Source organism: Nocardioides sp. (genome assembly GCF_035576065.1).
Classification (GTDB): Bacteria; Actinomycetota; Actinomycetes; order Propionibacteriales; family Nocardioidaceae; genus Nocardioides.
Map to the genome: position 1 here is coordinate 197,685 of NZ_DATLWX010000006.1, position 19,990 is coordinate 217,674.

Below are 19,990 nucleotides of genomic sequence, written 5' to 3' on the forward strand. Positions count from 1 at the left end.
GGGCAACCGTGACCGGGGGGACGGCGGGTGAGCCTGGGGGTCCCCTGAGTGGGAGGACCCCGCATGGCGCGCATCAGTTCTCCCGTCTCCACGTGGCTGCGCGGCGTCGCAGCGATGGCGCTCGTCGCAGCCAGCCTCGCCATCGCCGTCGTCGTGCCTGCAGGACCTGCTTCGGCCAATGTGATCCGGCCCTTCACCGCAGCGTTCTCCGAGCAGACCAACGGCTCCATCCAGGTCACCGGCAACCGGCTCCTCACCTGCACCGCATCGACCGCCTGCACCCAGGCCCTCAGCGGCGCCACCGCCGCCAGCAACAACAACTTCACGATGGTCGCGCTCGACACGGACGCCGATGCCATGACGTCGCGTTCGTCGTCGGCCGACATCACCCTCCCTGCTGGCGGCCGGGTCCTCTACGCCGGGTTGTTCTGGGGTGGTGCCCGCACTGCCGGCAGCGGCGGCACAGCCGCCACCGGCGTGGTCAACAACATCAAGTTCCGCACCCCTGGCTCCTCGACATACGTCACGGTCACCGACCCGCTCGTCGACAACCAGTCGAGCGCCACCAACGACTACTCGGCCTACAGCGACGTCACTGCTCTGGTCCAGGCAGCGGGTGCGGGCACCTACTGGGGCGCTGACGTCGTCGCCGCGACCGGCGTCGACCGCTATGCCGGTTGGAGCCTCGTCGTTGCGATCGAAGATCCCGCCGCTCCTCTGCGCGACCTGACCGTCTTCACCGGGTATGCCGTCGTCGACACCACCGGGAAGATCGACACCACCGTCTCCGGCTTCCTCACGGCGCCCAGCGGCGCGGTGGGCGCGAAGTTCGGCGGTGTCACCTACGAGGGCGACAACGGGCTCACCGGCGACTCCTTCCAGGTCAACGCGAGCCGGCTCGCCGATGCGCAGAGCCCCTCGGTCAACTTCTACGGCAGCCGGGTGACCGCCGGCGGCACCAACCTGGCCAACCGGACCCCGGCAGCGCTCAACAACCTGGGCATCGATGCCAAGGTGGTGGACGCCCCCGGCGTTCTCCCCAACTCAGCGACGTCAGCCAGGTTGCGTTTCGCCTCCTCCGGTGACTTCGTCTACCCCGCTGCGCTGACGTCCCAGATCGACCTCTTCGCACCGATGATCTCCGGCGTGAAGAGCGTCACCAACCTGTCCGGCAACACCCCCGCCAAGGTCGGCGACGTCCTCGAATACGCCATGACCTTCAGCAACACCGGCGACGACGCGGCCACCCTGGCGACCATCTCGGACGTCATCCCCACCCACACGACGTTCGTCGCAGGATCGTTGCGTGTCACCGCCGGCGCGAACACCGGCGCCCGGACTGACGCCAGCGGTGACGACCAAGGGGAGTACGACGTCGCCGGGCGCACGGTGCGCATGAGGGTCGGCACGGGCGCCACCGCTGCAACCGGCGGCAGCCTGGCGCCCGGCGCGAGCACCTCCGTCTCCTTCCAGGTCCGGGTGGGTGCCGCCGCAGCCGGGACGACCCTGTCCAACATCGCCACCCTCGACTACCGCGCACAGTCCGTCGGCGCAGACTTCACCTACAGGACCGCCGCGGTTTCCACGGCTGTGTCGGAGGAAGCAGACGTCTCGATCACCAAGACCGCCACCCCCGACCCGGTGACCGCCGGCAACCAGGTGTCGTACACCTTGACCGCCAGCAACGCCGGGCCCAGTGCGGCGGCCGGTGTGCAGATCGTGGACACCCTGCCGTCGGGCGTCACCCTCGTCTCGAGAACCTCCTCCAGCGGGACCTGTTCCTTCACCAGCCCGACGCTGACCTGCGAGGTGGGCGCCCTCGCAGGCTCCGGTGCCGGATCCACCGCGACCGTGACCGTCGTCGTGCGCGTCCCGCCCGGCTCGGACGCCACCTCGTTGGTCAACGTCGCCAGGGTCTCGACCACGACGTCAGACCCCAACACGTCGAACAACGTGGCATCCGTCAGCACTGGGGTGACGCGGCTGGCCGACCTCGACCTGACCAAGTCCGTGACCCCCACGACTCCGGTCCCGGGCGAGCGGGTGACCTACACCCTGACGGCAACCAACACCGGTCCTTCGCGGGCCGTGGAGGTCACCGTCACCGACACCCTGCCGTCCACCCTGTCCGTGGTCTCGGCCACCAGCACCCGTGGCTCGTGCGAGGTCCAGGGCAGCCAGGTCACCTGCACGGCCGCTGGTCTCGACCCGGACGAGTCCATGACGGTCACGTGGCAGAAGTGCCGTCCAACGCGACCAGCGCCCCGCTGACCAACAGGGCCAGCGTGGGCTCGCCCACGACTGACCCCGACTCCTCCGACGACGTCGCCTCGGCCACGATCAACCCTGCTGCTCCCGTAGCAGATCTCGTCGTCACGAAGCAGGCCATCACCTCCCCGGTCGTCGCCGGTCGCGCCGTGCAGTACGTCGTCATCGTGCGCAACGACGGGCCCTCCGACGCTGCATCGGTGCAGCTGGACGACCCGACGCCCGCCTCGCTCTCCTCGGTGAGCGCCACGCCCACGGCGGGCTCCTGCACCGTCACCTCCGGCCGGGTGGAGTGCGCGCTCGGCTCCCTCGCGTCCGGGCGCTCGGTCCGGGTGACGATCGAGGGACAGCTCGCGGCCGGAGCCTCGGGAACGCTCACGAACTCAGCGACAGCCGCCTCGTCGACAGCCGACCCGGCGACCGGCAACAACACCGGTACGTCGACCGAGCCGATCACGTCGAGCGCCGACCTGTCCGTCGCCAAGTCGGCGACACCGGTCCCCGTGCTCGACGGCGACGTGGCGACGTACAACATCGTCGTCACCAACAACGGCCCGTCGGTGGCCCGGTCGGTGACCGTGGTGGACGAAGTGCCCGCCCAGCTGACCTACCTGAGCTCCTCCAGCACGCAAGGCACCTGCGCCGCCAACGGCTCGCCGACGACGGTGACGTGCACCGTGATCGATCTGGCGGTGGGCCAGAGCGTCACGGTCACCGTGCGCGCAGAGACCCCGAGCGACGGCAGCGGACGTGGGGTCGCCAACACCGCGAGTGCCTCGTCGTCGACCCCCGACCCGGTGGCTGGGAACAACAGCGAGACCTACGCCCTGCCCACGGCTTCCCAGGCAGACGTCGCTCTCTCCAAGACCGTCACCCCCAACCCCGTGGTCGCGGGCGAGTCGATCACCTACCGGATCACTGCTCGCAACAGCGGACCCTCCGCAGCTAGCGGCGTCACCATCACCGACACCGTCGCGTCACGGGTCACGGTGACGGGTGTGTCATCCCCGACCCCCGGGGCCAGCTGTACGGCCTCGAGCGGGAACGACGTCTCCTGCTCGGTCGGCTCACTGGACAGAGGCCAGGAGCTGGTGGTCATCGTGACCGGCACCGTCACTTCCGGAGCAGCCACCGGCTCCCTCACCAACATCGCGAGCGTGACCTCGGTGTCGCCGGTCGATCCCTCGAGCGACAACAACTCAGCATCGGCCACGACCGAGGTCGTCGCCCAGGCCGACGTGTCGGTGGTCAAGGACGGTCCCGCGACGGCTGCTGCCGGCTCCCAGGTGGACTGGACGCTCCAGGTGGCCAACACCGGTCCGTCCGTGGCCGCCGGCGTCCGACTCACCGACACCCTGCCGACCGGCGTCCGTTTCGTCTCGGCGTCCAGCACACGGGCGGGGGTCACGTGCACCGTCGACGGGGGTCTCGTCACCTGTCCCGTGGGCGAGCTGACTCCGGGAGCCGCCGTCTCGGTCACGGTCACCGGGGAGCTCGACTCCGGTCTTGTCGGTGGCTCCACGCTGGTCAACAGCGGTGGGGTGTCGTCCGCGACGACCGACCCGGCGCCTGCCAACAACTCCGAGGGTCACTCCCTGACCGTGACCGAGTCTTCGGAGGTCACCGTCGTCAAGTCGGCCGTCCCTGCGACCCTCGTGCCCGGCGCCGAAGCGGTCTACCTGCTCGACGCGAGCAACGCGGGACCTTCCGACGCCCGCGACGTCGTGGTGACCGACACCCTCGACGGGGACCTCACGGTGCTGGAGGCCACCATCGAGGGCGGCACGTGCGCCGTGGCCCTGCAGACGGTGACCTGCCAGCGTGCTCTGCTTCCCGATGGAGCGACAGCCCGCGCGCGCATCCGGGTGCTGGTCGATCCGAACCGCATGGCTTCCCTGGTCAACACGGCCTCGGTCACCAGCACCAGTGACCCGACGCCCCACACCGATGCCATCACGAGCGCGGTCTCCCCCAGCGCGGACCTCGACCTGATCCAGATCGCGTCCGAGACCGAGATCGCCGCTGGGGAGGGCGTCACCTACACCCTGACCGTGGTGAACAACGGTCCATCCCTCGCCACCGCCACCGAGGTCACCGACACGTTGCCCGACGGCATCGTCCCTGGCACCGCCACTACGTCGGCCGGCACCTGCACCGTTGTCGGTCAGGCAGTCACGTGCACGCTCGGCAACGTCGCCCCCGGGACGTCGGTCGTCATCACCGTGACAGCCGGCACGAGTGCCGCGACGGCTCCTGGCGCTCGTACCAACGAAGCACGGGTGTCGTCCGCCGTCACTGACGCCGACCCTTCTGACAACACGGCACAGACGGTCGTGAACATCGTGACCAGCGCGGACGTCCGGGTCACCAAGACGGCCGACAATGACGCCGTCGTTCCTGGGCGCACCGTGTCCTGGCGCATCGTGGTCACCAACGCCGGCCCGTCGGTGGCCGGGGGCGTCGTCGTCACCGACACCGTGCCCAACTTCGTCACCATCACCTCCGTCGTCCACGAGGACGCCGTGCCCAACACCTGCACCTGGTCCGGACAGGACGTCAGCTGCGCCCTCGGTGACAGCGCTCCGGGTCGGCAGGTCGTCACCATCACGGGGACGGTGGCATCCGGATATCCCACCAACACCCTCGCCAATACAGCACGGGCCTCGAGCACGACCTCCGACCCCGTGACCACCAACAACGCATCGACCGCCACCTCCAGCATCTCGCGCCTCTCGGACCTCGAGGTCATCCAGTCGATCTCGACTCCCAACCCTGTCGCCGGTGAGCGGATCAGATACACGATCTCGACCTACAACAACGGACCGTCGACCGCTCTGGACGTGGAGTTCATCGTCCAGCTCCCCGACGGCCTCACCGACGTCGTCGTCAACCACCCGAGGCTCCTGGGACGGCCGGCAGCGACGAGCTGTGAGCTGCGCCAACCCATAGACCCAGGGACTGCGGACAACCCGACCGGTCCGACCGGCTTCTGCTTCGGACCGGCCTTCAGGGCCAACCTCCCCGGCCGGGTGATCGGCAGCGTCGACGCGACCATCGCACCCGGCTTCACCGGCTCGCTGACGAGCATCGCCCGCATCAGCTCCGAGACCATCGACGTGGACGCGGCGAACAACGAGCACGCGATCACGACGCAGGTCACCGCCCGAGCTGACGTGTCCATCACCAAGTCCGTCTCGCCGACGAGCCCGGTCGCAGGTGAGGACGTCGTCTGGACCCTGACGGCCACCAACACCGGTCCCTCGGTCGCCCGCGGTGTCGTCATCCGCGACGACGTCAACGACGCGATCACCGACCTCACCGCCACGGCGAGCATCACGCCCGACCCGTGCGACGTCGCACCCGCCAACGACGTCACCTGCAGCATCGGCGACCTCGCACCCGGCGCCAGCGTGACGGTCACCCTGGCAGGCGGCGTGCCGGCCGGGTTCACCGGAGACCTCGACAACACGGCGACGATCACCTCGCCCACGGACACCCTCACCCCCGGGAACAACGAGGCGATCAGCTCCGCCACGGTGCAGACCCGGGCCGACGTGTCGATCGACAAGACCATGAGTCCTCTGCAGCCCGTCCCGGGTCAGGACGTCACCTACACCCTTGTCGTGACGAACACCGGGCCATCGCTGGCGCGCGCCGTCTCGGTGGCCGACCAGGTCCCGGACGCGCTGACCGGCGTCACCGCCACCACGGGCGCCACGCCCAACCCCTGCACCGTGGGCACGGACAACGCCGTCGCGTGCGACCTCGGTGACGTCTCCGAGGGCAGCCCGGTCACCGTCACGATCACCGGCCGCCTCCTCGCCGACCACACCGGCGACTTGGCCAACACGGCGACCGTCTCCTCGGAGACGGCGGACGACGACACCAGCGACAACAGCGACTCGGCCATCGGCACCGCCGCTCCGGCTGCAGACGTGTCCGCCACCAAGACCATGTCACCGGCAGCCCCCGTGCCGGGCGAGGATGTCACCTACACCGTCGTCGTCACCAACAGCGGCCCGTCCGTCGCCCGCAACGTGGTGGTCCGCGACGACGTCGCCGACGACCTGACCGGCCTGACCGCGACCACCGGAGCCACACCCAATCCGTGCACGATCGAGGCGGGCAACGACGTCACCTGCCGTCTCGGGGACCTGTCGGTCGCGGGCAGCGGCTCCAGCGTGGTCGTCACGCTGCGTGGCCGGCTGTCGGCGGCCTTCACCGGGACGTTGCAGAACACGGCGTCCGTCTCCTCGCCGACCGACAGCACCGACGGCAACAACCTCGCGTCCGCGTCCGGCACCGCGGCGCCGACGGCAGACGTGTCGATCAGCAAGACCCTCACGCCCGCCGCCCCGGTCCCCGGCGAGGACGTGACGTGGACGGTCGTGGTCACCAACGACGGCCCCTCGGTCGCCCGCGACGTGCTGGTCACCGACGACGTCGCAGACTTCCTCACCCGCCTGCGGGTCTCGGAGTCGTGCACCATCGCGTCCGACAACAGGGTCACCTGTGCCCTCGGTGACATGGCCCCCGGGACCCGGACGCTGACGATCACCGGGCGCGTGCCGTCGGACCACACCGGAGGGCTCGACAACACCGCCCTCGTCTCCTCGCCGACCGACGTCTCCGGAGGCAACAACTCGGCCACCGCAGGCGGAATCCTGGCCCCGATGGCGGACGTGGCGATCACCAAGACCATCGACGCCCCTCGGCCGACCGCCGGTCAGGACGTCACGTGGACCGTGACGGTGACCAACACCGGCCCCTCGGTCGCGAGGGATGTCACCGTGACCGATGACGTCGTCGATGACATCGTCGGCCTCACCGCCAGCGCCCCCTGCACGGTGGCCCCCGGCAACGTGGTGACGTGCGGGTTGGGAGACCTGGCCGTCGGGGCCACGTCGACGCTCACGATCACCGGCACGGTCCCCGCGTCCTTCAGCGGTCCTTTGGACAACACCGCGACCGCGGCCTCCACGACCGACCGCACACCGGGCAACAACACCGCGACCGCGCGGGCGAGCGTCGCACCGGCGGTCGTCCTGGACGTCCAGATGTCCGCCTCCCCCGACGTCGCGGAGCCGGGAGACCGGATCACCTACCGCATCGTCGTGACGAATGACGGTGCTGCGGCAGCCCCCGACGTGCGTGTGGTCGACGTGCTCGCCGAGGACCTCACGGCCGTCTCTGCTCGTGTCGTCGATGGCCAGGGCGACGTGACCATGACACCGCGGCGCGTCACGGTCGACTCCGCGTCCATGTCGCCGAGCGCCGAGATGGTGATCCTGCTCGTTGCTCAGATCGACGGCGATGCGGACGGCTTGATCCGCAACGTTGTTGTGGCGAGCAGCCACGCAGGCCGGGCTCCTGAGGTCAGGGTCAAGGACGGCGCCACGGTCGAGGTGCTCGGCGAGCAGAGCGGCGGGGGCAGCTCGGGGGGCGGCTCCGGCGGTGGCGCCGAGGGCGGTGGTGCTGACGTCGGTGGCGCCCAGGGCGGAGACGCTGACGCCGGAGTCCTGCCGGACACCGGACTTCCGACAGGGGTGGTGCCGATGGCGGCGCTGAGTGTGGTCCTGCTGCTGGCAGGCGTGCTGATGCTGCGGCGCGGGCGACTCAGCGGTGCGCAGCGTCCAGGTCTGCGCGGGTGAGGACGGAGCGGATCTCGAGACCGACATCCGCCAAGGGGTTCTCCCCCTCCGGTGAGCGGTCGATCGCGCACACGACGGTCTCGACGATCGCGCCGGCCGCGCGAAGCGCGGTGGTCGCGTCGCGCACGGCACCGCCGGTGGTGATGACGTCCTCGATGATCGTCACGCGCCGTCCGGCCACGTCAGGTCCTTCGGCGAGCTTGCAGGTGCCGTACTCCTTGGCCTGCTTGCGCACGAAGAGCGCAGGCCTGCCGGTCCTCGCACTGACCATGGTGGCGATCGGGATCCCGCCGAGCTCGAGGCCGCCCAGCAGCTCGGTGTCCTCAGGGAGCAACTGGAGCATCTGGTCCGCGACCCGCGCGAGCAGGGCCGGCTGGGCCTCGAAGAGGTACTTGTCGAAGTAGGTGTCGGCGACCTGCCCGGAGCGGAGCGTGAACTCGCCGGTCAGCCGGCAGGTCGCGTCGATGTCCCTGGCAAGGTCACGGTCGTGCGTCTGGTCGGCCATGGCGGGAGCCTAGTCAGCCCGCACTCGGCGCCCCCATTCACCGGCGCCGGACTGTCCGCTCGAGGTGCCCGAACGCCACCAGCCGACCGTCGGTGTTGAACAGCTCGGAGCAGGTGGTCAGCGTCAGCAGCCGCGCCCCTGGCTCCTGTGCCGGCTGGACGTCGCCGTCGGGGTTCCGGGGCAGGTCGGCCAGCACCCAGTCAGCCGTGAAGGGGACCTCGAGGTCATCCCCGCCGGTGTCGAGGACATAGGTGTACGTCGCCCGGGAGGTCTCGATCACGACCTCGTCCCCCGCCTCCAGTGCGGGCATGTCGGCCAGGGGCTCGCCGTGGGTGATCCGGTGCGCAGCGAGGGCGAAGTTGCCCACGGCGCCGGGGTCCTCGGCCTCCTCGAAGCGACCGAAGCCGGCGGACAGGGCCTCGTCGGAGGTGCCCTCGAGGACGGGGACCTCGTAGTCCTCACCGAACGCCGGGATGCGGACGATGGCGCTCACGTCTCCGTGGTCGGTCTCCAGTGCGTCCGCCGCGCCGGGCGCCTCCGCGTCCGCCCCCCGCCCGGTCTCTGCGTCCCAGGACTCCCGCACGTCCTCGACCAGGGCGCGATGGGTGCGCTCGGACGCCCACGTGCTCCCGAACAGCTGCCAGCCGACCCACGTGGCGACGCCCAGCCCCGCCAGGATGAGCGCCACGCCCCCGCGCACGAGCCGGGCCGCAGCACGAGGGGGAGGCATCGTCCGAGTCTCGCACTACCCTCGGCGGCATGCAGACGATCGCAGCACGGCTCCGCTCGATCCCCCCGACCGTCTTCTCCGAGATGTCCGCACTGGCCGTCCGGACCGGCTCGATCAACCTGGGCCAGGGCTTCCCCGACGTGGACGGCCCGCCCTCGGTGATCGCGGCTGCGGTGGAGGCGCTGGAACGCGGCGCCAATCAGTACGCCCCCGGGATCGGCATCCCGGACCTGCGGCAGGCGATCGCCCGTCACCAGCATCGCCACTACGAGCTCGAGGTCGACCCCGACCGCGAGGTCTGCGTCACCACCGGTTGCACCGAGGGCATCGCTGCCGCCCTGCTCGGGCTCGTCAACCCCGGGGACGAGGTCGTCGTGCTGGAGCCCTACTACGACTCCTACCTCGCGATGATCGAGATGTGCGGCGCCGTACGCCGACCGGTGACGCTGCAGGCGCCCGACTTCCGCCTCGACGTCGACGCCCTGCGCGCAGCCGTGGGTCCGCGCACCCGAGCCATGCTGATCAACACACCGCACAACCCGACCGGCACGGTCCTGACGCGAGCAGAGCTGCAGGCCGTCGCGGACGTCGCGATCGAACACGACCTGGTCGTGATCACCGACGAGGTCTACGAGCACCTCGTCTTCGACGACGCGACGTCAGCAGAGGGGCACGTCCCGCTCGCGACCCTGCCGGGCATGTGGGAGCGCACGCTCACGCTGTCGAGCGCCGGCAAGAGCTACTCCTTCACCGGGTGGAAGGTCGGGTGGGCCACCGGCCCGGCCGCGCTGGTGTCGGCGGTCCTGGCGGCGAAGCAGTGGCTGACCTTCACGTCAGGAGCGCCCCTGCAGCCGGCCGTTGCGCACGCCCTCGACCACGAGCCGGACTGGCCACGCGAGCTCGCGCGATCGCTCCAGTCGCGGCGCGACCTGCTCGTCACCGGACTCGCCGAGGCCGGACTTGCTGCCCGGGTGCCCGAGGGGACCTACTTCGCGACGACCGACATCAGCCACCTCGGCTGGGAGGACGGACGCGCGTTCTGCCTGGCCCTGCCCGAACGGGCGGGTGTGGTGGCGATCCCCAACCAGGCCTTCTACGACTCCGACGCCGGGCGGCACCTCGTGCGCTGGGCGTTCTGCAAGCAGCCCGACCTCATCACCGACGGTGTACGCCGACTGGCGGCCGCCGACCTGACGACCTGACGGCCTCAGCGGCCCTCAGCCGGCGTCGAACCACGCGCGCACGTCGGGACGGCGCAGGCAGCTCACCGTCGCTGCGGCGGCGATGCCCGGGAGCAGGATCAACGGTGACGCCAGGCCCGCGACGAAGCACACGGCTGCGCAGACGCCGGCGCAGACCATCAGTGCGCGTGCGGCCCAGGCGCGGCGCCGGGCCATCAAGACGGCGAGAGTGATGGCCAGACCCGACCAGATCATGACCAGGGCGCCGGAGACGTAGGTCGCTCCTGTCAGGAGCGAGTCAGAGAACTGACCGTCGTCGACGAAGGGGTTCGGCTGTTCACGGAAAGCCTCCAGGGCCATCTCCGGTTGCGTGGCCAGGAGCACCATCTCCACCAGCGCGTTGAGGAACATCACGCTGGCAAAGACGACGGTCAGCACGAGCGCGACGGTGACGGGACCGGGCCGTGCGTCCGACGCACCGGCCGAGACCGACCAGCCCGTCGACCCTGCCGCCGAGGAGCTCTCGCCCGGACCGAGCACGGGAGTCGGCTTGTCGTCCCGACCGGCACTGCCCTGCGAGCCCTGGTTGGACGTCTGCTCCCACACCTGCATGCGAGACGGCTGACGCGGGCCACCCTGCTCGGGGAGCGGCAGCCCTGCGAACCACTCCCGGGACGGTGAGAGCCACAGGAACGCGGTCGCAGCGGCCACCAGCGCCGACGCGAACGCGCCCGCGAAGAGGCCGGTGAGGAACAGCGGCACCGCCACCACCGACAACGCGATGCGCGCGCCGGTGCTCCGCTGCAGCACCTGCCAGCCGAGAGCGACCGCGGCGACGGCGCAGGCGGCAGAGACGAGCGCGACGACGTGCAGCGTCTGGGTCATCGACTCGACCGAGACCTCGAGCCCGCTGCCGGGGCCGTCGTCGGCGAGAAACCTCTCGATCCCCTCGCGGGTCTCGAGGGAGCGCAGCCGGGAGACCCTGTCCCACACCGAGAGCACCACGAAGGTGGCGCCGAGCATCACCATGACGCCGGCCATCGTGGTCTGGCGCGGACGCGCGGTCGTGGTGCTCACGCCGTCATTCCACCATCGAGGTGGTTGGAGCGCTCATTCGCCTCACGAACTGCGTGCCTCCAGGCGCGTACGTCACCCACTCAGGGAGGTAACCCCGCCACCGCTCCCCTGTGAGAATGGGGCCATGGCTTCCCTCCCACTTCCCCGCGGTCCGGTGAGCGAGGTCCTGGTCCAGAGCTTGGCCGGCAACTTCGTCGAGCGGCTTCCCGCGTGGCCGGACGGCGGGCCCGGCGACGGCTCCTCCGACGCTTCCGACCTGGCGGACGAGGCCCTGTCCCTGTGGGTCCTGCACGAGCTCAGCTACCGCGGGTTCACCGACGTGGACGAGCGGTGGGAGTGGCACCCCGACCTGCTGGCGCTGCGGTGGCGCCTCGAGGGCGGGCTGGAGCAGCGGCTGCGCAAGCGTTTCCCGACCATCGAGCGGACAACCGACTTCGTCGCCGACCTGGCCGGACTGATCGCCGCGGACGACGGACCCTCCCTGGCCCGACACCTCCAGCGGCACGGGTCTCGCGAGCAGGCGCTGGAGCTGCTGCGGCAGCGGTCCATCTACCACCTCAAGGAGGCGGACCCGACGGCGTGGGTCGTCCCTCGCCTGCCGGGCGGGCGGGCGAAGGCCGCTCTGGTGGAGGTGCAGTTCGACGAATACGGCACCGGCGACCCGCAGCGGCTCCACCACGACCTGTTCGCTCGAGGCATCGTCGCCTGCGGCCTGAGCGCGGAGCCGGGACAGTACGCCGACGAGGCGATCACCGAGGTCCTCGAACAGAACAACGCCGGCTCGATGTTCGGCATGCACCGGCGACTGCGAGGAGCAGCCCTCGGTCATTTCGCGGCCTTCGAGGCGACCAGCTCGGTCCCGTCCCGACAGCTGGCACAAGGCCTCGCCCGGCTGGAGCTGCCCCAGGAGATCCAGGCCTACTACGAGGAGCACGTGGAGGCCGACGCGGTGCACGAGCAGGTCGCGCTGCGCGACATCTGCGGTGGCCTCGTTGCACGCGAGCCCGATCTTGCCGAGGACGTGCTGTTCGGCGCGTGGACCTGCCTGGACCTCGAGGCGCGGACGGCGACCGCTCTGCTGGACCGGTGGGAGGTCGCATGAACCTCCCGGAGACCGAGACCAGCCTCGAGCCCACGGCAGAGACCACACCTGAGACCACCCTGGAAACTGCACCCGAGACCAGGGCGGACATCGTGCTGTGCCCCGACGGGCCGATGCTGGTGCGGGGCCGGGCCATCATCGAGGACGCGGACGGCACCCAGCACGCCACGACCCGGCCCGTGAGCGCTGTGTGCCGGTGCGGGCGCACCTCCCGGGCCCCGTGGTGCGACGGCACCCACAAGCTGATCGCCGACGGAGCCCGCAGCAGCACCTAGCCGTACCTATCCAGGGTCGGCCTCGAGGTCGAGACGCACCACGATCCCGCGTTCCCCGCGACGCCGGTCGACCTCCACGAACCGCTCGTCGTCGAGGGCGCGAGCCTGGTCGTCGGTGCCCAGCTGGAGGAGCAGCGAGCCGCCGGGGACCAGCGCCCGCGCAGCCACCTCGAGACATGCGCGAGCGACGTCGAGGCCGTCGGCGCCCCCGTCGATCGCCAGGACGGGGTCCTCGGGGAAGCGAGCCACCTCGGCGCGCGGCACCCACGGCGGGTCGGCGATGACGAGCACGAAGGACTCGTCCGGACCCACGGCCTCCTCCAACCGGAGGTGCCGCACCTCCACCCGCCCGCCCAGTCCGTTTGCCTCCGCGTTGCGACGTGCCCACTCGCAGGCGTCCGGATCCGCGTCCACCGCCACGAGCTCGCGCTCGTTGCCGATCAGCGCCGCCAGCCCGATGTGCCCCGCCCCCGTGCACAGCTCGAGCACCCGTCCGGGCGGTGCCGTGTCGAGGTGCTCGGCTGCCCACTGCGACTGCAGGAGCACCCAGGGCCGCGGTTCCAGCACGTGCTCGTCGAACTCGATGGTCAGGGATCCGAAGGGCATCGACGAGGTCATGGACCCCAGTATCGCCAGCCCGGGGTGGGCTGGGTGGCCCCCCGGGTGGTCGCGAGTACGGTCGTGGCGTGACCCCGGACGTCCTGCTCGTCGGCTGTGGAGACCTCGGATCAGCGGTCGGTCTGCGACTCGCGGAGCGTGGGCTCGACGTCCTCGCGCTACGCCGCAACGCCGACCGTGTGCCACCACAGCTGCGCGGCCTGTCGGTGGACCTGACGCGGGAGTCACCCGACCTGCAGGACGCCCGACCCCGACTCCTAGTGGTGGCACTCACGGCACGACCGCGCAGCGAGGAGGCCTACCGGGCGACGTACGTCGAAGGAATGGCTCGTGCCCTCGATGCGCTCGCGGGTGACGGACGGCTGCCGGAGCGGGCCGTCCTGGTCTCCTCGACGGCCGTCCACGGAGCCAGCGACGGGCCGCCCCTCCAGGACGAGAGCACGCCTCCGAGTCCCGCCGACGGGCCCGGCCGGATGCTCGTGGCCGCCGAGGAGCTGTTCGCGGAGCGGCTGCCCGCCGGCACCGTGCTGCGCCTGTCGGGGTTGTACGGCGGCGCCAGCACCCGGCTGCTGGACCGGGTGCGCGAGGGTCGGATCGACGACCCGCACCGCTGGACCAACCGCATCCACCGCGACGACGCCGCTGCCGCGGTCGTGCACCTGCTCACGCGCCCCGAACCCCCCGACCGGCTCTACCTCGGCACCGACGACGCACCTGCTCAGCTCGGCGACGTCGCGGGGTTCCTCGCAGCTCGTCTCGGCGCACCCACGCCCCCTGCCGCCGACCCCGCACGTGGCCACGGCAAGCGTCTGTCCAACGCGCGGCTCCGCTCCACCGGCTGGGAGCCGTCGCGACCCAGCTATCGCGAGGGGTATGCCGACGTGCGGCCCACGGCGCACTGAGCCGGCCTACGACGGCTGCACCTCGAGCCGGACCTCGCAGGTGTCACCGGCATGGAGATCGTTGGCGCGTCTGACCTGCTTCTTGAGCGGCAGCACGAAGGAGCCGGCCTTCGAGTCCGGGAAGAGCGACGTCCGCCAGGTGGAGGACCCGATCGACACCTCGACGCGGACGCTCCCGAAGCCGCCGCGCGGCCCTGCCTCGATCGACACGTCGTCGGCGACATCGACCGGCAGCGTGCAGAAGTGCCACGACCCGGGCTCCTGCGGCGAGTGCTCCCAGATCTGCGCGTGAAAGACGTGCTCGGCCATGCGGAGGATCGTCGCACCCGGCACCGACAGCCTCAGCCGGCAGCAAGCTCGGCGAGCCGTGCCAGCCCGGCCTGCGTGTGCGCGGCCAGTCGCTCGCGCGCCTCGTCCAGCGCCACTGAGTCGGGATGACCGGGCGGCACACGGGCCGGGTTGAGGGCGACTCCGTCGGCCCACTGCTTGATGTCGGGCTCGGCCGAGAAGGACATCGCGGCCCTGGTGCCGAGGACGGTCATGTTCGCCCACTGCTCCATCGAGTTGCCGTACGGCGACGGCGGGCAGAGCCCGTTCTTCTCGGCGTCGTCGGTGCGGGTCGCCTCGACGTACCCCACGAGAGCTGCTCCGAAGCACGGGAAGCCGGACCTGATGGGCTGCAGCGTGATGTCGTCGGCCCGCCAGACCGGCACGAGGGGCGGGTTCAACAGTCCGTCGGCCGCACAGTGGACCACCACAACGTCGGGCGCGACGGCGACCGAGCTGTCGGCGAAGCGCAGCTGGCCGCGCTCGACCGAGGTGATGCGCCCACGGCGTACGACGTTTTCCAGCGTCCTCAGCTGGTCGAGCTCCCAGCGCGCCAGGGTGGGCGCCTTGGCCATCGTCGGCTGGACCGACCGATCGATCCGCATCATGACGTCGGCGGCCTCCAGACGGAGGAACAGGTCGTCGAGCGACCTCGCCTCCGACGCCGACTGCATCACGTCCGCTGCCATGCCCAGGAAGACCGCGGGATCGGGCTGGACCTTGGCTCGGTTCAACATCCAGGGCTCGCGCGGTCGCACCCAGCAGATCGCGTCCGGGTCGACCCCTTGCCCGAGCAGCCAGATGCACGCGTCGGTCGCGGTCTTGCCGGAGCCGACGACGACGTATTCGCTGGGCGCGTCCGCCAGCTGCACGAGGTCGTTGACCGGCACGACGCGAGCGTCGTCGCCCACCGCGAACGGCGGCGGCGTCTCCGCCGGGATGCGCGGGGCGAGGTGGTGGGCGTTGACGATGCGGCACGAGTCGGGGACGACGAGGCGCCCGCCGGACGTGCGCGAGACGACGGCGCGATCACCGTCGTAGTCGCTGTGGGGGTGGAACTCGACCCGGCCCGTGCTGACCATCCGGTCGAGCTGGTCCGCGTAGTACGCCGTGATCTCCGCCTGATGAGCGCGCTCATGGAGCCCCGCCTCGGGTCCGCTCTCCTGCAGCCTGCCACCGCCCAGCAGCCTCGACGCGACGCCGTAGAACGCCGACGCCTGGTGAAGCTGGACGAACGGATAGGCGCCCAGCCAGTGTCCGCCGACGCCGTGCCGGCGGTCGACGAGGGCGACGCGTGCGTCCGAGTGGTCGATCAGGGCATCGGTGAAGGCCATCCCGGTCGCGCCGGCGCCCACCACGAGGTAGTCGGCGTCGATCGTCCGGGTCATGGGCACACGGTGACACGTTTCAGTGAGCCGGGTGGACAGCGCACACTAGAATCCTTGTGTGAACGACGCCCACGTCCTTGCGTACTACGCAGACGACCCCACGCGGAGCTACCAGCTGATCCAGTGGCTGGAGGCCCTCGAGGTCCTGCACGCGCACCACCACGTCGCGATCGTGGTCCGCGACGCCGAGGTCGCCGGGATCGTCCGCCGCCGCACGAGCCTTCCGGTCCACCTGGTCGTGGGCTTCCCCGAGCTGACCGAGCTGTATGCCGCGCTCGACGCGAAGGTCGTCCTCTACTGCAACAACTCCCCGCTGAACTTCCAGTCGCTCGTCGACGGCCGGAAGCTCCACGTGCACATCAACCACGGCGAGAGCGACAAGCAGAGCATGGCCAGCAACAACTCCAAGGCCTACGACCGCGTCTTCGTCGCCGGCGAGGCCGCCGTGCGCCGCTATCTCGACGGGTTGCTGGACTTCGACGCGTCCCGACTGGTGCGCATCGGTCGGCCCCAGCTGGACCTGCGACCCGATCGCATCATCACGCCGAGCCCCCGGCGTACCGTCCTCTATGCCCCCACGTGGGAGGGCGATGCGGAGTACAACGACTACACGTCCGTCGACACCATCGGCCCCGAGGTCGTACGCCGCATCCTGGCGATCGAGGACGTGCGCGTCGTCTACAAGCCGCACCCGAAGGTGAGCACCAGCCCCACGCCGGCGATCCGGGCGGGCCACGTCGAGATCCTCGACCTCGTCGCCGCCGCAGCCGCTCGCGAGCCCGAAGCAGGGCACACGTCCGTGGTGACCGGCGACATCCTGGCCGTCATGCCCGACTGCGACGCGATGGTCACCGACGTGTCCTCGGTGGGCCTCGACTGGCTCTACCTGTGCACGGACAAGCCGATCGTCATCACGGACCGGCACCGTGACGGCGACCGTTTCCGGGACGAGGTGCCGGTCAGCCGCTGCGCCGACGTCATCGACGAGTCGACGGTGAGCGGGCTGACCGAGCTGCTGTCCACCCGGCTCCGGCACGACGAGCTGCACCTCGACCGGCTCGCGATGCGGCACTACTACTTCGGCGGTGTCCAGGTCGGAGACAGCACGACCAGGTTCCTCGATGCGGTCGGCGAGCTCGTGCGGCTGCGGGACCAGTTGGTCAACGCCAAGCTGCACGGCGACGCCATCACGGCCTGAGCGGAGCGCAGGCGCCATTTCACGGGGCGCCGGGTCTCGCGTACTACGAGTTGGTCACTGCACGATCCCTTCGGAGTGACCAAAGTCGATCACGGAGAGCAGCAGAGCGGCGGACGAAGACGTTCGTCGGCGATGACGAGCAGGTAGGCGATGAAGAAGATTCCGGAAGCCCCCACGTCGCTCGTCGCCAGCGAAGCGGCTGCGAGCGCGGCGACCACATGAATGCCTGGCCCTGCCAGGAAGCGGATCAGACGGCTGGCTCGGGGGAGCGCCGCCTGTGCTACCCGCGATCGAGCCAGGTGACGAAGGCTCGGCAGGCCGAACCCCACGATCAGTGCGGCGAGATCGTCGGTCTCGTCGCCGTCCACCATCACGTCAAGAAGGGCAATGAGTCCACCAAGCACCACAGTCACAACGAAGATGCCGTGGATGTTGGCCCGACGAAAGCTCGAGAACTCGAAGATGTTCTGCACCAAGGCAACGAACACGCCCACGGCCAGCAGGAAATACAGAAGTCCGATGATCCAGACGGGCATGGTTCTCCCGGGTGTTGGTAGCGCCAAAGTCTCCGAGTCGGACGATGTGCCGGATGCGCATCCTGCCTCAAAGTCGCTGGTGGCGCGGTCTGCGACATGCCTCCTCCTAGCTGCCCTTCATCGGACCCGCTGAGTTGCTCAGATCTCGAACAGACAGTGCTGGATCCCCGGCACCAGACGGGGGACGATCCAGCACCGTCGGGGTCATCCGGGCAGGATGTCCTTGCCGACCCCGATGCCCGGCCGTCCCGACGAGGAGATGCAGTGCCCGACCTGCTGACCGACCTGCGCTCCGTCGTCGGCGCCGATCATGTGCTGACGGACCCGGCCGACCTTGCGGCGTACGACACGGACTGGCGCGGGGCCTATCGCGGCACCCCGCTCGCCGTGGTGCGTCCCGGCAGCACCGCCGAGGTGGCCGCGGTGGTGCGCCTGACGCACGGAGCCGGGGTCGCGGTCGTGCCCCAGGGTGGCAACACCGGGATGAGCGGCGGCGCCGTCCCGTCCGACGACGGCTCGCAGGTCGTGGTCTCGCTGGGACGGATGCGCTCGGTCCGCGAGACCGACGCCGTCGGCGGGACCATCACCGTCGAGGCCGGCTGCGTCCTGGCCGACGTGCACGCCGCCGCGGCCGAGGTCGACCGGCTGTTCCCGCTGTCGCTGGGCTCTGAGGGCAGCTGCACGATCGGCGGCAACATCGCCACCAACGCCGGCGGCACCGCCGTCCTGCGCTACGGGATGATGCGCAGCCAGGTGCTGGGGCTCGAGGTCGTGCTGCCGGACGGGCGCGTCTGGGACGGCCTGCGGTCGCTGCGCAAGGACAACACCGGCTACGACCTGACGCAGCTGTTCATCGGCGCGGAAGGGACGCTCGGCATCGTCACCGCAGCGGTCCTCACCCTCCAGCCCGCCACACCTGCGCGCGCCACGGCCTGGGTCGCTCTCCCGTCCGTGACGGCCGCTGCGTCCTTGCTCCCCCTGTTGCGTGAGTACGCCGCCGAGCGGCTCACCACCTGGGAGCTGATCGCCCGCCCGGCGCTCGAGCTCGTGCTCCACTCCGCCAAGGAGACGCGGGCGGGCCTGCAGGACCCGCTCTCCTCCGACGCCGAGTGGTTCGGTCTGATCGAGCTGGCCGGACCCGCGGGTGCCAGCGTCGACGACGACCTCGAGCGGGCCCTCGGAGCAGCGGTCGAGGCCGGTCTCGTCCTGGACGCGGCGGTCGCGGGATCCCCGGCCCAACGTGCCGGACTGTGGTCGCTGCGCGAACGGATCTCGGAGGCCCAGGAGTCGCTCGGTCCGACGATCAAGCACGACGTGTCGGTGCCGATCGCCTCGCTGGACGACCTCGTCACCCGCCTCGCAGCGGCCCTCGAGGGTGCTGTGCCGGGGATCCGCCCGGTCATCTACGGCCACGTCGGCGACGGCAACCTGCACTACAACCTGAGCCGACCCGAGAGGCTGGACGGGGCGGCATTCATGGGGCGCAGCGACGAGCTGTCGAGGATCGTGCACGACCTCACCGTCGAGCTGGGCGGCTCCATCAGCGCCGAGCACGGTCTCGGCTCCGGGAAGGCGGCCGCTGCTGCGGCATACAAGAGCGAGGTCGAGGTGTCGCTCATGCGCGCGGTGAAGCAGGCCCTCGACCCGGCCGGACTGATGAACCCCGGCAAGGTGCTCCCCCTAGAGTGACGCCATGAGCTCTGCGGCACGCACGGTCGTCCGACTGGGTCTCGGCGCCGCGATGGTGGGTGCGGGTGTCCTGCACCTGACGACCCACCGTGAGGAGTTCCGGGCCCAGGTGCCGTCATGGTTCCCGCTCGACGAGGACTTCACCGTCATCGCCTCCGGCGTCGTCGAGATCGGCCTGGGCGCAGCGTTCGTCGCCCTGCCGCGGCACCAGCGACTCGTCGGGGGCCTGCTCGCGGCGTTCTTCGTGGCCATCTTCCCGGGCAACATCGCTCAGTACGCCGAGGGCGTCGACGCCTTCGGTCTCGACACCGACCGCGCGCGGCTGATCCGGCTGTTCTTCCAGCCCGTGCTGGTGCTCGGCGCACTCTTCGGCGGCGGTTGGCTGCGGCGTACGCCCCGCGACTGACAAGTCGGGGCCTCAGCCACAGAGGACCGCCCCGGCGCAGACTGTCGCTGACCACCACCGCGAACGCGTGCGCGAGCCACATGAGGGTCGCGACGATGGCCATCCCTCCACGATCCCCGGCTTCCGAGCGAATCTGC

The 19,990-nt window shown here is 70.5% G+C and carries 16 protein-coding genes; 9 read left to right on the forward strand and 7 right to left on the reverse strand.

Features of this window, described 5'->3' with window-relative positions; translation table 11 throughout:
- Nucleotides 1–63: 63 nt before the first annotated feature.
- Complete coding sequence (locus VNJ48_RS02750) at nt 64–2,271, forward strand: DUF11 domain-containing protein (protein WP_325598862.1); 2,208 nt, start codon at nt 64–66, stop codon at nt 2,269–2,271.
- Complete coding sequence (locus VNJ48_RS02755; RefSeq protein WP_325598864.1) at nt 2,232–7,919, forward strand: hypothetical protein; 5,688 nt, start codon at nt 2,232–2,234, stop codon at nt 7,917–7,919. The genes VNJ48_RS02750 and VNJ48_RS02755 overlap by 40 nt, the downstream gene beginning before the upstream one ends.
- On the opposite strand, the gene pyrE is transcribed toward VNJ48_RS02755, so the two are convergent.
- Both pyrE and VNJ48_RS02765 read right to left on the reverse strand, forming a co-directional pair.
- Nucleotides 7,885–8,424: an orotate phosphoribosyltransferase gene (pyrE, locus tag VNJ48_RS02760; protein ID WP_325598866.1), complete on the reverse strand. Its 540-nt coding sequence runs from the start codon at nt 8,422–8,424 to the stop codon at nt 7,885–7,887. The genes VNJ48_RS02755 and pyrE overlap by 35 nt on opposite strands.
- Before the next feature lie 37 nt (nt 8,425–8,461).
- Nucleotides 8,462–9,154: a class E sortase gene (locus tag VNJ48_RS02765; protein WP_325598868.1), complete on the reverse strand. Its 693-nt coding sequence runs from the start codon at nt 9,152–9,154 to the stop codon at nt 8,462–8,464.
- A gap of 29 nt (nt 9,155–9,183) precedes the next feature.
- On the opposite strand from VNJ48_RS02765, the gene VNJ48_RS02770 reads away from it, so the two are divergent.
- Nucleotides 9,184–10,356: a pyridoxal phosphate-dependent aminotransferase gene (locus tag VNJ48_RS02770; RefSeq protein WP_325598870.1), complete on the forward strand. Its 1,173-nt coding sequence runs from the start codon at nt 9,184–9,186 to the stop codon at nt 10,354–10,356.
- 15 nt (nt 10,357–10,371) lie between these two features.
- Here VNJ48_RS02770 and VNJ48_RS02775 read toward each other — a convergent pair whose 3' ends face one another.
- Nucleotides 10,372–11,412, reverse strand: a complete 1,041-nt coding sequence (locus VNJ48_RS02775; RefSeq protein ID WP_325598872.1) for a hypothetical protein — start codon at nt 11,410–11,412, stop codon at nt 10,372–10,374.
- A gap of 124 nt (nt 11,413–11,536) precedes the next feature.
- On the opposite strand from VNJ48_RS02775, the gene VNJ48_RS02780 reads away from it, so the two are divergent.
- Nucleotides 11,537–12,514 carry an iron-containing redox enzyme family protein gene (locus VNJ48_RS02780; protein ID WP_325598873.1) on the forward strand — a complete coding sequence of 326 codons (978 nt, stop codon included), beginning with the start codon at nt 11,537–11,539 and terminating at the stop codon, nt 12,512–12,514.
- A complete protein-coding gene (locus VNJ48_RS02785; protein WP_325598875.1) occupies nt 12,511–12,789 on the forward strand; it encodes a CDGSH iron-sulfur domain-containing protein in 279 nt (92 codons plus the stop codon). The genes VNJ48_RS02780 and VNJ48_RS02785 overlap by 4 nt, the downstream gene beginning before the upstream one ends.
- A 6-nt stretch (nt 12,790–12,795) precedes the next feature.
- Here the strand turns inward: VNJ48_RS02785 and VNJ48_RS02790 are convergent, their stop codons facing one another.
- Nucleotides 12,796–13,407 (reverse strand): methyltransferase, encoded by a 612-nt coding sequence (locus VNJ48_RS02790; RefSeq protein WP_325598877.1) that lies wholly within the window; start codon nt 13,405–13,407, stop codon nt 12,796–12,798.
- 68 nt (nt 13,408–13,475) lie between these two features.
- On the opposite strand from VNJ48_RS02790, the gene VNJ48_RS02795 reads away from it, so the two are divergent.
- Nucleotides 13,476–14,309, forward strand: coding sequence for an NAD-dependent epimerase/dehydratase family protein (locus tag VNJ48_RS02795; RefSeq protein WP_325598879.1), 834 nt, complete (start codon nt 13,476–13,478; stop codon nt 14,307–14,309).
- Between the two features lie 6 nt (nt 14,310–14,315).
- Here VNJ48_RS02795 and VNJ48_RS02800 read toward each other — a convergent pair whose 3' ends face one another.
- Entirely contained in the window at nt 14,316–14,618 is a 303-nt protein-coding gene (locus tag VNJ48_RS02800) for a DUF1905 domain-containing protein (RefSeq protein WP_325598881.1), read from the reverse strand.
- Between the two features lie 32 nt (nt 14,619–14,650).
- Nucleotides 14,651–16,024 carry an NAD(P)-binding protein gene (locus VNJ48_RS02805; protein WP_325598883.1) on the reverse strand — a complete coding sequence of 458 codons (1,374 nt, stop codon included), beginning with the start codon at nt 16,022–16,024 and terminating at the stop codon, nt 14,651–14,653.
- Nucleotides 16,025–16,082: 58 nt separating this feature from the next.
- Between VNJ48_RS02805 and VNJ48_RS02810 the strand changes: the two genes are divergently transcribed.
- On the forward strand, nt 16,083–17,222 hold the full coding sequence (locus tag VNJ48_RS02810) for a CDP-glycerol glycerophosphotransferase family protein (RefSeq protein ID WP_325598885.1): 1,140 nt from the start codon (nt 16,083–16,085) through the stop codon (nt 17,220–17,222).
- An 89-nt stretch (nt 17,223–17,311) separates the two neighbouring features.
- On the opposite strand, the gene VNJ48_RS02815 is transcribed toward VNJ48_RS02810, so the two are convergent.
- Nucleotides 17,312–17,758, reverse strand: a complete 447-nt coding sequence (locus VNJ48_RS02815; RefSeq protein ID WP_325598887.1) for a hypothetical protein — start codon at nt 17,756–17,758, stop codon at nt 17,312–17,314.
- 264 nt (nt 17,759–18,022) lie between these two features.
- Here VNJ48_RS02815 and VNJ48_RS02820 point away from each other — a divergent pair, with 264 nt between their 5' ends.
- Nucleotides 18,023–19,447, forward strand: coding sequence for an FAD-binding oxidoreductase (locus tag VNJ48_RS02820; RefSeq protein ID WP_325598889.1), 1,425 nt, complete (start codon nt 18,023–18,025; stop codon nt 19,445–19,447).
- 4 nt (nt 19,448–19,451) lie between these two features.
- Nucleotides 19,452–19,853 (forward strand): hypothetical protein, encoded by a 402-nt coding sequence (locus VNJ48_RS02825; RefSeq protein ID WP_325598891.1) that lies wholly within the window; start codon nt 19,452–19,454, stop codon nt 19,851–19,853.
- The last annotated feature ends 137 nt before the right edge of the window (nt 19,854–19,990 follow it).

Coding starts and splice junctions, on each gene's coding strand:
- VNJ48_RS02750 (WP_325598862.1), top strand. CDS start 64: ATGGCGCGCATCAGTTCTCCCGTCTCCACGTGGCTGCGCGGCGTCGCA.
- pyrE (WP_325598866.1), bottom strand. CDS start 8,424: ATGGCCGACCAGACGCACGACCGTGACCTTGCCAGGGACATCGACGCG.
- VNJ48_RS02765 (WP_325598868.1), bottom strand. CDS start 9,154: ATGCCTCCCCCTCGTGCTGCGGCCCGGCTCGTGCGCGGGGGCGTGGCG.
- VNJ48_RS02770 (WP_325598870.1), top strand. CDS start 9,184: ATGCAGACGATCGCAGCACGGCTCCGCTCGATCCCCCCGACCGTCTTC.
- VNJ48_RS02780 (WP_325598873.1), top strand. CDS start 11,537: ATGGCTTCCCTCCCACTTCCCCGCGGTCCGGTGAGCGAGGTCCTGGTC.
- VNJ48_RS02785 (WP_325598875.1), top strand. CDS start 12,511: ATGAACCTCCCGGAGACCGAGACCAGCCTCGAGCCCACGGCAGAGACC.
- VNJ48_RS02790 (WP_325598877.1), bottom strand. CDS start 13,407: ATGACCTCGTCGATGCCCTTCGGATCCCTGACCATCGAGTTCGACGAG.
- VNJ48_RS02800 (WP_325598881.1), bottom strand. CDS start 14,618: ATGGCCGAGCACGTCTTTCACGCGCAGATCTGGGAGCACTCGCCGCAG.
- VNJ48_RS02805 (WP_325598883.1), bottom strand. CDS start 16,024: ATGACCCGGACGATCGACGCCGACTACCTCGTGGTGGGCGCCGGCGCG.
- VNJ48_RS02815 (WP_325598887.1), bottom strand. CDS start 17,758: ATGCCCGTCTGGATCATCGGACTTCTGTATTTCCTGCTGGCCGTGGGC.
- VNJ48_RS02825 (WP_325598891.1), top strand. CDS start 19,452: ATGAGCTCTGCGGCACGCACGGTCGTCCGACTGGGTCTCGGCGCCGCG.